The organism is Indolivaga alginatilytica (assembly GCF_003201355.1).
GTDB classification, from domain to species: Bacteria; Bacteroidota; Bacteroidia; order Bacteroidales; family Dysgonomonadaceae; genus Dysgonomonas_A; species Dysgonomonas_A alginatilytica.
The window spans coordinates 266,668-280,998 of the sequence record NZ_QICL01000002.1 but is presented as its reverse complement, the minus strand read 5'-3'; the positions used below and the strand labels follow the sequence as shown (position 1 = coordinate 280,998).

General features: G+C 36.5%; 14 protein-coding genes. 3 read left to right on the top strand and 11 right to left on the bottom strand.

The window, feature by feature from the left end:
- Positions 1-17 precede the first annotated feature (17 nt).
- The 4 genes from CLV62_RS03925 to CLV62_RS21470 are packed head-to-tail and all read right to left on the bottom strand — an operon-like array spanning position 18 to position 2,217.
- Positions 18-428: a PcfK-like family protein gene (locus CLV62_RS03925; RefSeq protein ID WP_110309486.1), complete on the bottom strand. Its 411-nt coding sequence runs from the start codon at positions 426-428 to the stop codon at positions 18-20.
- A gap of 2 nt (positions 429-430) precedes the next feature.
- A complete protein-coding gene (locus tag CLV62_RS03920; protein WP_110309485.1) occupies positions 431-1,441 on the bottom strand; it encodes a fusion protein in 1,011 nt (336 codons plus the stop codon).
- 8 nt (positions 1,442-1,449) lie between these two features.
- Positions 1,450-1,941 (bottom strand): SLOG family protein, encoded by a 492-nt coding sequence (locus CLV62_RS03915; protein WP_110309484.1) that lies wholly within the window; start codon positions 1,939-1,941, stop codon positions 1,450-1,452.
- Positions 1,942-1,953: 12 nt separating this feature from the next.
- A complete protein-coding gene (locus tag CLV62_RS21470; RefSeq protein WP_146212695.1) occupies positions 1,954-2,217 on the bottom strand; it encodes a hypothetical protein in 264 nt (87 codons plus the stop codon).
- A gap of 904 nt (positions 2,218-3,121) precedes the next feature.
- Between CLV62_RS21470 and CLV62_RS03910 the strand changes: the two genes are divergently transcribed.
- Complete coding sequence (locus tag CLV62_RS03910; protein WP_110309483.1) at positions 3,122-3,853, top strand: tetratricopeptide repeat protein; 732 nt, start codon at positions 3,122-3,124, stop codon at positions 3,851-3,853.
- Position 3,854: 1 nt separating this feature from the next.
- Here CLV62_RS03910 and CLV62_RS03905 read toward each other — a convergent pair whose 3' ends face one another.
- The 7 genes from CLV62_RS03905 to CLV62_RS03875 are packed head-to-tail and all read right to left on the bottom strand — an operon-like array spanning position 3,855 to position 10,528.
- On the bottom strand, positions 3,855-4,955 hold the full coding sequence (locus tag CLV62_RS03905; protein ID WP_110309482.1) for a glycosyltransferase: 1,101 nt from the start codon (positions 4,953-4,955) through the stop codon (positions 3,855-3,857).
- Positions 4,952-5,569 (bottom strand): lysophospholipid acyltransferase family protein, encoded by a 618-nt coding sequence (locus CLV62_RS03900; RefSeq protein WP_110309481.1) that lies wholly within the window; start codon positions 5,567-5,569, stop codon positions 4,952-4,954. Before CLV62_RS03900 ends, CLV62_RS03905 begins: the two co-directional genes overlap by 4 nt.
- Complete coding sequence (locus CLV62_RS03895; protein ID WP_110309480.1) at positions 5,566-6,231, bottom strand: carotenoid biosynthesis protein; 666 nt, start codon at positions 6,229-6,231, stop codon at positions 5,566-5,568. Before CLV62_RS03895 ends, CLV62_RS03900 begins: the two co-directional genes overlap by 4 nt.
- A gap of 9 nt (positions 6,232-6,240) precedes the next feature.
- A complete protein-coding gene (gene crtD / locus CLV62_RS03890) occupies positions 6,241-7,713 on the bottom strand; it encodes a 1-hydroxycarotenoid 3,4-desaturase CrtD (protein WP_110309479.1) in 1,473 nt (490 codons plus the stop codon).
- The gene (gene idi / locus CLV62_RS03885; RefSeq protein WP_110309478.1) at positions 7,710-8,225 is read right to left on the bottom strand and encodes an isopentenyl-diphosphate Delta-isomerase; all 516 of its coding nucleotides are present in this window, start codon (positions 8,223-8,225) and stop codon (positions 7,710-7,712) included. The genes crtD and idi overlap by 4 nt, the downstream gene beginning before the upstream one ends.
- 4 nt (positions 8,226-8,229) lie before the next feature.
- Positions 8,230-9,060: a phytoene/squalene synthase family protein gene (locus CLV62_RS03880; protein ID WP_110309477.1), complete on the bottom strand. Its 831-nt coding sequence runs from the start codon at positions 9,058-9,060 to the stop codon at positions 8,230-8,232.
- Positions 9,044-10,528 carry a phytoene desaturase family protein gene (locus CLV62_RS03875; RefSeq protein ID WP_110309476.1) on the bottom strand — a complete coding sequence of 495 codons (1,485 nt, stop codon included), beginning with the start codon at positions 10,526-10,528 and terminating at the stop codon, positions 9,044-9,046. Before CLV62_RS03875 ends, CLV62_RS03880 begins: the two co-directional genes overlap by 17 nt.
- Before the next feature lie 890 nt (positions 10,529-11,418).
- On the opposite strand from CLV62_RS03875, the gene CLV62_RS03870 reads away from it, so the two are divergent.
- Positions 11,419-12,729 (top strand): cryptochrome/photolyase family protein, encoded by a 1,311-nt coding sequence (locus CLV62_RS03870; protein ID WP_110309475.1) that lies wholly within the window; start codon positions 11,419-11,421, stop codon positions 12,727-12,729.
- Entirely contained in the window at positions 12,726-14,165 is a 1,440-nt protein-coding gene (locus tag CLV62_RS03865; RefSeq protein WP_110309474.1) for an SDR family oxidoreductase, read from the top strand. Before CLV62_RS03870 ends, CLV62_RS03865 begins: the two co-directional genes overlap by 4 nt.
- Positions 14,166-14,331: the final 166 nt, after the last annotated feature.

Below are 14,331 nucleotides of genomic sequence, written 5' to 3'. Positions count from 1 at the left end.
TTCATATTCCTGTCATTTTAAAAGTCAAATAGACTTGGTTGGTTATTCATTTCTACTCGTTTGGCTTTCTTCTTGGGTTGCATCGCTCGGTTATAGGCTTCGTTATGTGCTTTTTGGATAGCTTCTTGCCGTGCCTCTTCTTTTTCTTCTTGGGTCAAAACTACCGTATGATTAACTACTACCTTACAATTAATCGGATTGCCAATTTCAATATCTGTTTCATCATAGTAATGAACCGCCATTGAGAAAATTTCTTCCCTCGTAAATCCATTGCAACCGCTTTTTTGAACAGCATTGAGGATGTAAGTAATACAGTCGTCAAGGTTCTTGTTTTCTTTTGTATATGCCCATTCAAACAATGTATCGCTTGCTACTCGTTCTTCCAGATAGGCTTGTATGGTATTCTTAAAATGATCGGTTGATTTCATGGTTATTCTGCTTTTAGGTTTAAAATTGTGTTTAACTCGCTTCTCTTATTTTTGGAAAATATCCACCCTGCATGCTTCTGCTCATTGTGGCTCAGTCTCGGATTGAATTTTCCTCCCATCGCTTTGAGTAAATCTTTGATTTCTTTGGTGTCTCCGAAAAGGGCGATTGCTTTCTCCGAATAATCCACTATCTCAAAACAGAGGTTATCAGATTCTATCTGTATGGATGCTTGTTCGTTCTCCTTTTCGTGTCTGTTCGGTTTAATATGGATGCCATCTGAACATCCTGCGATATACGAGAAGCCTTCTACTGCCTGTTCCTTATTACCGATAGGTTCTTTCTTGATTATCCAACCGCTGTAATAGCTTTCTCCTAAATAGTAACCTTTGCCCATGCTGTATTTCTCCCTGTTCTCATAGGCTTGGTTATACTCGGATAGGTGGATGGTTTCTTCAAAATTGGATGCACATTTTCTCATTTCAGAAAATATATCTCGTGTATGTTTGGAAAAACCAAGTATAACGGTACGCACGGTGGATGCTCCATAATAGTCGGTCTGTGAATCGGATTCGTTCTGTTTCAGGCAAGCGATAATGATAGCTTTGGTATCTTCGGGTAAGTTATCTCTTAACCATTCCCGACCAATTACTTTTACTGCTTCCCTGCGTTTTTCTTCTGCTCTCTGCTGTTCCATTTCATCTACTTGCTTGGCTTGTGCTTTGGCTAAAAGTTCGGCTACTTCTTCGTTAGTCTTGAATGTCGGGTTCTTATCATCGTAATACATACCGATACCGAATTTCTCACTCAATGGACGGATTAATTCACTGGTATGAAAAGAATAGTCTTTGAGGTTGATTAGCTTGTAATGTACTCCCCATTGGTCTTTCTTAATTTCATAGACTACATATTTTGAATAGCTATACCCCTCCAACTGTACGATTTGATTTACGCTTACTGTTTGAGTATCTGTATCTATTTCTTTTCCTGCGAATAGTAAAAATTGCTTTGTCATGGCTGTAATTATTTGTATAGGTTAATAATTGAAATGTTATTTGCTTTTGCCCTGCGGACAGTATAAGCCGTTCCGCTTCTGTATGTTCCATCGTGGTAGGCAATAAGCAGGGATGAATTATGTATCATGTAGTCGTTACGGCGAAGAAAACAACCATCATAGTATTGGCTTGACAGGATGATATTTACTGTGGCTCTGTCTGCTATATCGATATAGCGTAGTTTGTCTTCTTTGTCAAATGCTCTGTGATGCCCTGTGTAGGGAACGACACAAAAGAGTTGTATATCTGCAAACTCCTGTTGCAACTCCACTACTATTTCTGCTGCCAGCAAATCGAATCCTACTGCACCCCCTACAATAAATGTTGTATAGCCATTGTGGTACTGTTGGCGGACTGTATGTGTTAATTCTTCTTTCAAGGGAGCAATATTGTCAGCATTGATATGGCGATGCCCTGTAAATGCTACTGTTTTAGATTTATCTATGTTAATTGTTTGCATGATGATTTGGTTTTAAAGGATAAATACTACGATTGCCATGCAGATAAGAATCAGACAAAGCAGGGATACAAGTGAGAGTATAATCCGAATCGACAAACGGATGATTTTAAGGATGCTACGGAGAAGTATATATATTCCTGCCATCCACAGAGGTGATGCTCCCGTTTTGGTCACACACCACACGCAAATACCCAACAGAGCCACTGTCAACACCCATTTTATGCTAAGTGGAAAGTAGGAAATATTGTTTTCTTTATTTTTTTCTGTTCTTTTCATATCCATCGACTTTTTTTTTCTGCCGGAGCGGAGCCAGTGAGGTTTCTATTGTTTCGTAAGGCGGCAAAAGGTCAGATTGGCGGTATGACAAATTTTTTGAAGAAAATACGCTCGCCGTGCAACGGAAAGAGGAAGATTATTTTCAAAACCCCTTGCGGGCCTGAATTTTACGTCGTACCGGGAATCTGGAGTACCTTAGCCGAATGAACAGGGAAAGCTCACCGGGTTTGTTTCGTGCGAAGAGGAGATGAGATAGGAAAAGAATGGAAAAATCGTTGGAGCGAGAATCATTATCAGGCTGGTTTATCAAAACCAGCCAATGAAGGCTAGTGTACAACCAAAGATGTACTCTTGCTAAGTCTATCCGAGACTATCTTTCCGATAGTATGAAGGGCAGTATCCGGTGCTAACGGATATGATAGATAGTGACCAAATACGAAGAAGGAAGGGAAGAGGGTCGCAGGATAAGTTTATAAAAAAAACGGAAACGGTTTTTATTTTATGTTCGATAAATTATATACCTTTGTTAGTGAAAGAGCTATTTGAATCTATGAAAATCAAAGTAGAGTAATGAGTCTCGGTTGTTTCTAAGTCGTTACCCATTCTCTTTTTTACGATTGTAATATTCTGTAAATTAGATAGGTATATTATTTCTGAGTAGTCTTGATGTTTGTATGCCCCATCATCTTGCTGACCGACTCTATAGTAAATAATTGATATAAAGTTGATTATGTAGTAAATGAGCTTTGTCTTAGTCGTGGCTTTTTCTGATTTTTAGTGTCTTGACTTACGAACAAAATTACTACCTTTTACCGCACATTATCATTCGGCAGTCCTTGATTAAAGAACAAAATACCTACTTTGTGGTTCTATTAGGAGTAACCAATTATATAATAAATCAAGAATGACAGTATATAAATATTATTCAGTGCTAGTACTGCTATTCGTATCCTTATCCATAAATGCTGCAAATGACAAAGAGGCTATTTATAATGCCTTTATAACAGGAAATATGGCGGAATGGAAAACTATTATAACGGATATTGAATCGCGCAAATTAACTTCTGTTTCCGATAAACTGGAACTTATAAACTATTATTATGGATACATCGGTTACAGCCTTGGTATAAAAAATAAGAAAGAAGCAGCAACATATGTCGATAAAATGCAGGCTATCTTGGATGAATTAACCCAATCGAACCCTAATACTGCTGATGTCTATGCCTATAAGGCGGCTTTGGTTGGTTTTAAGATTGGCTTATCTCCTTACAAAGCTCCTTTTATTGGAAAATCGAGTGGAGAGAATGCTAAAAAAGCACTCGCCATAGATGCTGATAATATTCAAGGAAATATAGAACAGGCAAATGTTTTGTATTATTCTCCATCCGCTTTTGGCGGAGACAAAGCAAAGGCAAAAGAGTATTACAAAAAAGCTGTATCTCTTTTCGAGAACAATCCTACACTACTAAAACAAAATTGGTTGTATTTAAGCCTGCTTACCAAGATAGGGCAGATACAGGAAGAGGAAAAAGATTTCAAGAGTGCAAAACAAACTTACGATAAGATATTGACCATAGAGCCCAATTATTCTTTTGTTAAGAACGAGTTATTGCCGAATCTAAAGAAAAAAATGTAAGCTATTCGATAAAAACATCCCTGTCTTTCCATCTCAATGACCTCCGTTTGCGATGCAGTAACGCAATGCTTATAATTTTTAAGAAAATAAAGTGCTGATGCACCATATACAGGAGATTGTTTTTGATCGACTGTTTACTCGCTTTTGATATAAATACTCTTATCAGAACGATAGAGCAGACGTACATTGCCGATGCGTAGCCTCCCAGCAAAAAGTAAAGTACTACGGGAGATAGGGTCGTGAAGGCGGCAAACAATAACCCTGTTACAATGTTTCCACCAAAAAAATCAAAGATGTTTTTAGAAAATCCGTCAATAGACTCATTCAGAGCGTTGTACATATTGCATTGTATATCTTCGTTGCCAAGAATAGTACTTACACGCATTTTCTTTTTCTTGTAATACCTGCAAATAGCAATATCCTCTACCTTGTTTGCTTTATGTACCGCATGCGGTTCCAGTAGTTTGTAAGCCTGTGCCTCAAACAACATAAACTGCCCGTTGGCAGCCGAAAAAGAAGTCCAGCTCGACCAGCGAATCAAAATCAGAGGTAACAAACTCAATAATATCCAGTTCATAAGCGGAATAGCAAGCAGCGTCTCTTTATTGCTGATTATTTGTTTGGGGAAGATAGACAACAACTTAAGCCTTTGTTTCTTCATCAAATAAACCGATTGTTCTATCAACTGACGACTTACTCTTACATCTGCATCTAAAAATAAAAAGTACTCTCCTGTGGCTTTAAAAGCCAAATTATTGCAGGCAAAATTTTTCCCTAACCATCCATTTCCCAACTCCCCTCCCTCTATAAGTTTTATATTGCGATTTTTACATATCACTTGTTTGACAATGTTTGCAGTATTGTCGGTCGAACAATCGTTGTATACGATTACTTCATAATTAGTGTAGGATAGATTCTCAATATCAGCTAACAGTTTACCTATATTTGCTTCTTCGTTTCGGGCAGGTATCAGTATCGAAACTTTCGGATGATTTTCAAGACGAACACCCTGCGGAAGATACACATTTGTCAACAGATTAACGGCAGACACGAGCAGCCTGATGAATCCTAAAAACAATATGGCATATCCTATATATATCATTTCTCAATCTGGTTTTTAATACATTCGTGTGCAAACCGGGTAAAGTCTTGCTGAATAGTTACGATGTCTATTTTGTTCCCCACATAGTACGGTGTGAAGTAAATATTCAATGAAGGCTTCTTATAAGAGAAGTAATCCACCAAATTTACATTAAAAACGATTTGTACTTCGCCGTTCAGTTTCTTTAAAATATATTCCACTCCTTTCTCAAAAACAAAATCGTGTGTATATAATGTCTGGATTTCTCCCTGAGGAAAAATCAGTATCATATTCTCTTTTTGCTTTAATAAATCAGTTGTATATGCTAAACTTTCTGCTATATCCCGACTGTTTTTTCGGATCGAAAAAGCTCCTCCTTTATTAAGAATCATGAATTTGCGAAGCTGTTCTTCGAGCATCATTACATACAATTTTCGCTTGAATATTTTCTTGTTAAGCCACACTTGTATAAAACCATCCCACCACGAGAAATGGTTTGCAATCAGCAATACAGGCTTTCCATTGTCTTCAAAATCACCTATTACATTTACTTCTCTGAAGTATCTCTTGAGTTGTATCTTTGCATATAAATCAAAGAAGCGAACTCCTAAATATGTTCTATTGGCTTTTATCATTTTATAAACAACAGGCTAAAAATACTTATTATACCAAAAAATAGCATTTGAATCCAAAACAAGGCTCCTGCGGATTTATTATCGACCGAAATCTTAAATGATACCAGCAAAGTGTGATAGAATAATGCGGCTAAGAACCAGGTTACAAAATTTTCGACAGGCGGATAGAATGTCTTGAAATGCCACATCTGCATGGGTGGGGCTGCCAACTCCAGTATTAAATCATAGCCAATCATTAGCGAAGCTCCACCTATGATTTTGAGATATGCGTTATCTGTCAAACGAGAAATAATAGACTGCGAAGCATATACGAGAAATACCCAATTGAGCCCGATAATCAGAGGAGTATTCCATAATTTCAGTCCTAAACTTACATCATATTGATATTCACCAAACAGAACGCCCGAATTGACGCCTGCCACTTCGAGAAAGAAAGAACTGAAAGCAATAAATGTGAATACTAAAATAGTAGACTTATTCCATTTTTTGTGATGGAAAAGTATGCAAGCAATAACCAATATAAGTGTAAGAGCAGTAATGCTGAAAAATAACTCCCGTGTGTAAGGTATTATAAATAGTAATAAGCCGACAAAATAAAAACGCAAGAAGGTTTTAGGTAATTCTTCTTCCGAAATCATTTTTTTCAACACCTCGTTTTTCATGCCTATTATCTAATTTTCAATAACTACTGAAGATATTTCTTTACATACTATTTCGGAGCTGGCAACACAAAGCGGAATACCGCCGCCCGGATGTACGCTTCCTCCTACAAAGTATAGATTTTTTATGCTGCTAAGCAAATTGGGATGTCGTAAAAAAGCGGAGAACATCGAATTGGATGCCGTTCCGTATAAAGCACCGCCATAACTGAGGGTGTTTTTCTCTATTGTCAGCGGCGACCCGATACGTTCGAAGTCTATATACTGCTCAATATCGGTATTTAAAGCCTTATTTATTTTTGTTATGATGTTTTTCCGTGCATCACTTATCAGTTTGTCCCAATTCTGACCGCAATCAGCAGGCACATTAATCATCACAAACCAATTTTCGGATCCTTGCGGAGCATCGGATGGTACGACCTTCGAACTGATAAATATATATACTGTAGGGTCGTCAATAATAGTTTTACTCTTAAAGATATGGGTAAACTCATCTCTATACCGATTACTAAAGAGAATATTATGCACATCGAGATTGTGAAATTCTTTTTTTATACCCCAATAAAATATCATAGCTGATGAAGAGGGTACGGCATTGTTCAACCGTTTTTTTAACGGATGATTCAGCATATTATTTGCCAGATATTTAGCGTCAACGTCCGATACGATTGTATCGTATAAATGAATTTTGTCGTTTACCCGAATGCCTGTTGCTTTCTTATTCTCAACCACAATCTCGGTAACTAAACTATTGAATCTGAATTCTACACGCTTTTTTAGTGCCAGTTCGTAGAGGCTTTGCACAATGGCATACATTCCATTTTTTGGAAAAAAAGCACCGATATTGTTTTCCAGATGGGCAATCATATTCAGCGTGGCAGGAGCTTTATATGGGTCAGAACCATTATAGGTTGCATATCGGTCGAAGAGTTGCACCAGCCTTTTGTCATTAAATGATTTTTGATTTGCCTCGTGCATTGTTTTGGTAAAATTCAGCTTATGCAATTTAAATACTATATTCCTGAAAGGTGGCGTATTGAAATTCGATAATTTATGAAAATCGTTAAATAGAAAAACGGGGGCACTTATTGTATATAATTCCTCCGACTCTAATAAACGCTTTTGTATATGTTCGTATTTTTCAATTGTTTTCGATTCAATTTCTACCTTTAGCTTTTCTTTATCGTGGTAAAAGTTGAATTCCATACCATCAGGAAAGAAATACTTACAATTATTATCAAGTAATTCATAGGGCAAATAATCTTTCAGATTTTCGCCGTTTTCAGCAAAAAGATCTTCCAGCAGGTGGGGTAAGGTAAACAAAGAGGGACCTGTGTCGAAACGATAGCTATGCTCTTTTATTTCTGCTATTTTACCTCCGGCAGTCGAGTTTTTTTCGTAAACGACTACCTGATGCCCTTTATTTGACAAACGGATAGCCGAAGCCAGCCCTCCAATACCCGATCCTATAATTGCTATATTCATACCAATTGCCTTTCTATATATTCATGGTACCCCTCTATGATAATTTTAAACCAAGCAGTGTATCCATCGGGATTTCTTACTATATCTTCTCTGATGTCATTCAGATACATATACTTAAAATCATTTACTTCATCCTTATTTATAGAGGGTAAATCATCCGTAAACCCGATAAAAACATGATCTATTTCATGTTCAGTCAACTCATTGTCAAAAGGAGCTTTATATTGAAATTTAAATAAGAACTTCAGTTCTGCATCTATTCCCATCTCCTCTTTGAGTCTCCTGTGAGCCGCCTCTTCGGGTGTCTCATCCTGATAAGGATGGCTGCAACAGGTATTCGTCCACTTGCCCGGCGTATGGTATTTCCCGATTGCACGTTGTTGCAGTAACAATTGTCTTTGCGAATTAAATATTAGTACCGAAAATGCACGATGCAACACCCCTTTTTGGTGTGCTTCAAGTTTCGACATATATCCAATTGTTTCGTCGTTTTCATTAACAAGAATTACCATATTGTTAGTTTAATTTCGTCGTTATATATGCTCTGCAAAGCAGAAATAGTTTTTGATGATTAGGTACACTGATTCGTTTTTTCATTAATTCGTCAGGGTTTGTTTTTTCAATCATCTCTGTTAATTTGAGGTAATACAGATAAGCTGTATACACTCCTAGTTTCGATTCATTTGGCAATCTTTTTATACCGATCATCGCTTGTTCGTAATCTTTGTATATATCTTGTAATATTATATCTTTTGTCTTTTTATTCAAGGGTTGATTTTTCAGTATCGGAAAATATGTTCTACACAATTCTTCTGTATCATGTTGTAAATCCCTTAGAAAATTGACTTTCTGAAAAGCTGCCCCCAATCGCATGGCATAAGGTTTCAGTTCATCGTAATATTCTTTATTGCCTTTTACAAAAACTTTAAGGCACATCAATCCGACAACTTCTGCCGAACCGTAGATGTATTCGTTAATTTCCTGCTCGTCAAATTTCTTCTTTTTCAAATCACTCCGCATACTTTTCAGAAAAGATTGTATCAGGTCATCTTCTATCGAATAAGCCTTTACTGTTTGCTGAAACGAATTAAGTATCGGGTTTAAACTAATTCCATGCCTTAACGCTTCGTAGTAACACTTTTCGTAATTATCGAGTAAAAACTCCTTATCATGCTCATGAAAGGTATCTACTATTTCGTCGGCAAATCTTACAAATCCATATATGCTATATATAGCATCTCTTATAGACTCATCCAAACAACGGACTCCTATGGCAAAAGATGTACTATACTGCTTGGTTACCATCTTACTGGTCTCGAATGAGATCTGATTAAATAGTTTTTCCATAACCTGTTTCCTTTAAATAAGAATTTGCTAATTCTGAAACAATCTTACCGGAAATAATTGCCGGAGGTACTCCCGGGCCGGGAACAGTCAACTGTCCTGTATAAAATAAGTTTCTCACTTTTCTGTTTTGCATCTTGGGTTTTAAGAAGGCTGTTTGTAATAATATATTTGATAAGCCATAAGCATTGCCTTTATAGGCATTATAATCCCGAACGAAGTCGCTTGTTGTAAAGCTCTCATAGAATAGAATTGATTCTTTTACTGATTGGTTAGTCAGCCTTTCAAGACGTTCTATTATTTTATCAAAATACTGCTGCCTGATCTCTTCCGAATCCTTCAAACCGGGAGCGATAGGTATTAAAAAGATGGCAGCCTCTTTGCCTTCTGGGGCAAAGGAGGTATCTGTAATACTGGGGAAACTGGCATAGAATAAGGGATTGTCAGGCCATACAGCTTTGTCATATATTTGCGAAGCGTGTATCTCGAAATTTGAGTCGAAGAATAATGTGTGATGAGATACATTTTCCAGTTTATTATCGAATGCCACATAATACATAAGGGCAGAGGGTGCAAAAACACGCTGCTTCCAATATTCTTGGCTATAATTACGATATTTGTTTTCGAGAAGTTTTTCAGTATGCTGGTAGTCGGCTCCCGATATAACTAAGTCTGCTGGATAAAATACGCCATCTACTGTAACTCCTGTCGTTAAATCATTCTCTACATTGATTTTTTCGACTGCACTATTCGTTTTTATGGTTACGCCATAGCTTTCTGCCAATTGCTTCATCGCTTTTACTAGTTCGAACATTCCTCCCTGTATATGCCACGTACCCAATACCATATCAGCATGGTTCATAAAACAATAGAATGCAGGTGTTTTACTTGGTTTTGCTCCCAGAAAAAGTACCGGAAATTCTAAAATTTGTCTGAGCTTGGGACTTTTTACTCCTTTTCTAATTTTATGACTGATGCTCTGTAGGAATTGAAACATACGCATAGCTGTAGCAGGCATAATCAACTCAAATATGCTCTTTCCAGGCTTATAAACAACTTTATTGATAGCTACATCGTAATTGAAGTGAGCTTCTTTCAAATACTTTTGTAAAAATTTACTGCTTCCGGCTTCCACCTTTTCAAATAGTTGGTATATTTTATTCAAATCTGCCGAAATTGATAAAGAATCATTTTTGCCAAAGTAAACTTCATAGCCGGGATCTAGCCGAATCAGCTTATAATAATCGGATGTTTTTTTATTAAAGTCAGCGAAGAACGAATCGAATATATCGGGCATCCAATAGAATGTAGGACCCATATCGAAAGTAAAGCCCTGTGTTTTCAATTGTCTGGCTCTACCCCCAATCATTTCATTTTTTTCTAAAACTGTTACCTGATAGCCTTCTTTGCCTAAATAACAAGCGGCAGAAAGGCTTGAAAATCCAGAGCCAATGATTATAATTTTTTTCATACTTATGATTTACTCCGGATGTTGATAAGGTTACCTATCTTTAAAATAATGTTGTAATTGAAAGTATATAAACAATATCTACAGATCGTTTATAAAACATAAATATAACAATTAGAGTTCGTTTTTGTTTTGAATCTTATGCTAGATGAGAACTATAAACATGTAAACAAACCTCATATATTTAACTTTGATATTTAATATAAAGGCTACAGATATCAAAGTTGTTATTGCAAATTTGGGAAAATCAAGTTTTCAAAATACTGAGAATAAATCTATTCTTATTCTACTATAATTATTTTCACTCATTTTACTCTTTTTTTAAATAATCCGGTAGACTCCTTTTCAATTATTCTAAACACCCTTAGTATAAGACAAAACCAGCGTTAAGGAATAATAGACGTCCTAGATAGTTTTGTATTTACTTAACATCAAAGTATGCGTAATTGTAAGTAGATTTATATCCACATGGCCCGATATCACGAAAGCAGAAGAACCAAACTATGAGCAATTTTAACAAAGAATATACAGTGTAAAAAAATGCAATCACCTATATAGGGTTTATGCCAAAGTAAGGATGAAATTAAAATTTAAACTTTATTTGTCTAATATTCAGAATCTTAAGATCTTATTGGCATTTTTCAAAGACCCTACATCTTACAATATAGTTTTTTATCATCTTTGTTTATTTAACTAGCTTAATTTTAACATCTAATTATGACAAATATTCTACGCAGAGTATATATCTAACATATTACATGAGACCAAAATTATGAAACGATATCTGTTCAGCTTCCTTCCTTTGAAAAGGACTCCAAAATAGCAAGCTAATTGAGCAGCACAAACTATTTTGGCTATAACTTGTTATGTTATAATATGTTTAAATACAAATCATGAAAGAGATTTCAATATTCTGGTTTCGTAGAGATTTTAGCATTGATGACAATGCCGGATTATTTCATGCCCTTAAGCAAACCCAGAATGTTATGCCAATATTTATTTTCGACCCAAACATCCTTAATATGTTTGAAAAGCCTTTGAATAGGCAGGTGCAATTTATTTATGATAATATACTCAGGCTTAATGATGAGCTTCAATGTCATAAAAGCTCTATTTTAGTATCCTACGACCAACCTTTAAACTTCTTTCAAAACCTGGCATCTAGATATCGTATCAAAGCAGTTTATACAAATGAAGATTACGAACTAGCAGCGATAAAGCGAGACCAAGAAGTAGAAGAATACCTCAAAACTAAATCCATTTTGTTTTATTCCTTTAAAAATCAAGTCATATTTAGTAAAGATGATATTCTAAAAAGCGATGGTAGGCCTTACACCATCTTTACTCCATACAGCCGAAAATGGAAAGAGACATTTAAGAGTGAAGATTCTAAAATGTATGATTGTAAAGTTCTATATAACAATTTATATAGATTTGAAAGCAATGAAATGCCTACTTTGGATGACTTAGGTTTTTCGTGCACCAAATTGGAGTATCCGCAAATCGATATAAGCGATGATCTGATTCGAGATTATGGCAAATACAGAGATTTCCCGGCTTTAGAAGCGACATCACATTTGGGTGTTCATTTGAGGTTTGGAACTTGCAGTATAAGAAAATTAGTAGAAAGAGCCAAATCCTTGGGTGAGGTGTTCTTAAATGAATTGATTTGGAGAGAATTTTATCAAAGCATAACCTATCACTTCCCACATATAGCTAAAGGTTTATCATTTAATAAAAAATACGATAACATAATATGGCGCGATAACGAAGACGAGTTTGCTGCCTGGTGTGCGGGCAAAACAGGTTATCCCATCGTCGATGCCGGAATGAGACAGCTCAATGCCACAGGTTTTATGCACAACAGGACAAGAATGATAACAGCATCGTTTTTGGTAAAACATTTACTGATTGATTGGCGTTGGGGCGAAGCATATTTTGCAAACAAATTGCTCGATTTCGATTTTGCCTCCAACAATGGCGGATGGCAATGGTGTGCGGGATCGGGGTGCGACGCCTCACCTTATTTCAGAGTGTTTAACCCCGAATTGCAGACAAAGAAGTTCGATAGAAATATGGAATACGTAAAAAGATGGGTGCCGGAATTAGGCACAAATTTATATCCTAAACCATTAGTCGATCACGATTATGCGCGAAAAAGAGCTATCGAAATATATAAAAACGCTTTAACTGTGGAACGATGAAGATACTTTTGACCGGAGCAACCGGATATATAGCGCAAAGGCTTCTACCTGTTTTAGTAGATGCTGGGCACACAATTGCATGCTGTGTTAGAGATAGGAACAGATTCCATTACGCTTCTGAGTGGGAAAAACAAATATTGGTAATTGAAGTTGATTTTCTCAATCCGCAGTCCTTGTCAAACATACCTGAAGATATTGATGCAGCCTATTACTTGATACATTCGATGTCAACTTCTTCGGGTAACTTCACAGATATGGAACAGCAATCGGCTCGTAATTTTATAGGAAGGATCGAACAAACCAATGTCAAGCAAATCATCTATCTCAGCGGTATTGTGAATGACAGCCACCTATCTAAACACCTGCAATCCCGCAAAAATGTAGAGTCCATATTAGCCTCTGGTAATACACCCCTAACTGCACTCAAAGCCGGTATAATTATAGGTTCGGGAGGGGCTTCGTTTGAGATTATCCGAGATTTGGTCGAAAAATTACCTTTTATGATTGCACCACGTTGGCTTAAAACAAAATGTCAACCCATTGCGATCAGAAATGTGATTCAATATTTGTCAGGTGTTTTGTCCAACGAAAGAACTTATAACAAGAGTTTTGATATAGGAGGTACTGATGTACTCACATTCAAACAAATGTTGCTCCAATTTGCCGAAGTACGCAAGTTAAAGCGGGTTATTTTGGTAGTACCTTTAATGACACCTAAACTATCATCCTATTGGCTCTATTTTGTCACTTCCACAAATTTCAATTTAGCTCAAAACTTAGTAAAAAGCATGTCGGTTGAAGTGGTATGTGAGCCAAACAATCTCAACGAATTGATAGATCTAGAGCTAATACCCTATAAGGAAGCCGTAAAACTGGCATTTGATAAAATTGAGCAAAACCTGGTTCTATCGAGCTGGACAGATGCTTTATCAAGTCAAACCTTGTATGAAGGTATTGCCAAACATATATCAGTGCCAACGATGGGGTGCTTCAAAGACGTGAAAAAGGCAAAATTGATTGATCCTGAAACTGCACTGAATAATATATTCTCAATTGGAGGTAACCAAGGCTGGTATTATGCTGATTGGCTATGGAAAATACGTGGTGCAACCGATAAGTTGTTTGGAGGAATCGGACTGAGACGTGGCCGTAAAAATGATACGGATATTTCGGCTGGTGAAAGTCTTGATTTCTGGCGGGTATTGGTTGCTGATAGAGATAAGAAGCACTTGATGTTGTATGCAGAAATGAAGTTACCAGGCGAGGCTTGGTTAGAATTTAAAATAAACCATAACAACGAAATGATACAAACTGCCACTTTTAGACCAGTAGGTCTTATGGGCAGATTGTATTGGTATTTATCGTTTCCTTTCCACGTATTTATTTTCAGAGGGATGGCTAATAATATTGCAAAGCATTATAAATCAAAAAGCTAATGCTAACATTGATCTCTATGGTTTGAGCTGGAGCATATTTTGTAGAAACGAGTTCCTACCATCTACTGTTTTCAAACATCTAGATCTAGTTTATTAAATAGCCTTCCTTATTGGGTATAGAGCTTCACTTATATCTACAAATCAGCATAACCATAACTAAATATTG

Excerpts from the sequence above, each read along its gene's own strand:
- CLV62_RS03925 (WP_110309486.1), bottom strand. The coding sequence starts at position 428 with ATGAAATCAACCGATCATTTTAAGAATACCATACAAGCCTATCTGGAA.
- CLV62_RS03920 (WP_110309485.1), bottom strand. The coding sequence starts at position 1,441 with ATGACAAAGCAATTTTTACTATTCGCAGGAAAAGAAATAGATACAGAT.
- CLV62_RS03915 (WP_110309484.1), bottom strand. The coding sequence starts at position 1,941 with ATGCAAACAATTAACATAGATAAATCTAAAACAGTAGCATTTACAGGG.
- CLV62_RS21470 (WP_146212695.1), bottom strand. The coding sequence starts at position 2,217 with ATGAAAAGAACAGAAAAAAATAAAGAAAACAATATTTCCTACTTTCCA.
- CLV62_RS03910 (WP_110309483.1), top strand. The coding sequence starts at position 3,122 with ATGACAGTATATAAATATTATTCAGTGCTAGTACTGCTATTCGTATCC.
- CLV62_RS03905 (WP_110309482.1), bottom strand. The coding sequence starts at position 4,955 with ATGATATATATAGGATATGCCATATTGTTTTTAGGATTCATCAGGCTG.
- CLV62_RS03900 (WP_110309481.1), bottom strand. The coding sequence starts at position 5,569 with ATGATAAAAGCCAATAGAACATATTTAGGAGTTCGCTTCTTTGATTTA.
- CLV62_RS03895 (WP_110309480.1), bottom strand. The coding sequence starts at position 6,231 with ATGAAAAACGAGGTGTTGAAAAAAATGATTTCGGAAGAAGAATTACCT.
- crtD (WP_110309479.1), bottom strand. The coding sequence starts at position 7,713 with ATGAATATAGCAATTATAGGATCGGGTATTGGAGGGCTGGCTTCGGCT.
- idi (WP_110309478.1), bottom strand. The coding sequence starts at position 8,225 with ATGGTAATTCTTGTTAATGAAAACGACGAAACAATTGGATATATGTCG.
- CLV62_RS03880 (WP_110309477.1), bottom strand. The coding sequence starts at position 9,060 with ATGGAAAAACTATTTAATCAGATCTCATTCGAGACCAGTAAGATGGTA.
- CLV62_RS03875 (WP_110309476.1), bottom strand. The coding sequence starts at position 10,528 with ATGAAAAAAATTATAATCATTGGCTCTGGATTTTCAAGCCTTTCTGCC.
- CLV62_RS03870 (WP_110309475.1), top strand. The coding sequence starts at position 11,419 with ATGAAAGAGATTTCAATATTCTGGTTTCGTAGAGATTTTAGCATTGAT.
- CLV62_RS03865 (WP_110309474.1), top strand. The coding sequence starts at position 12,726 with ATGAAGATACTTTTGACCGGAGCAACCGGATATATAGCGCAAAGGCTT.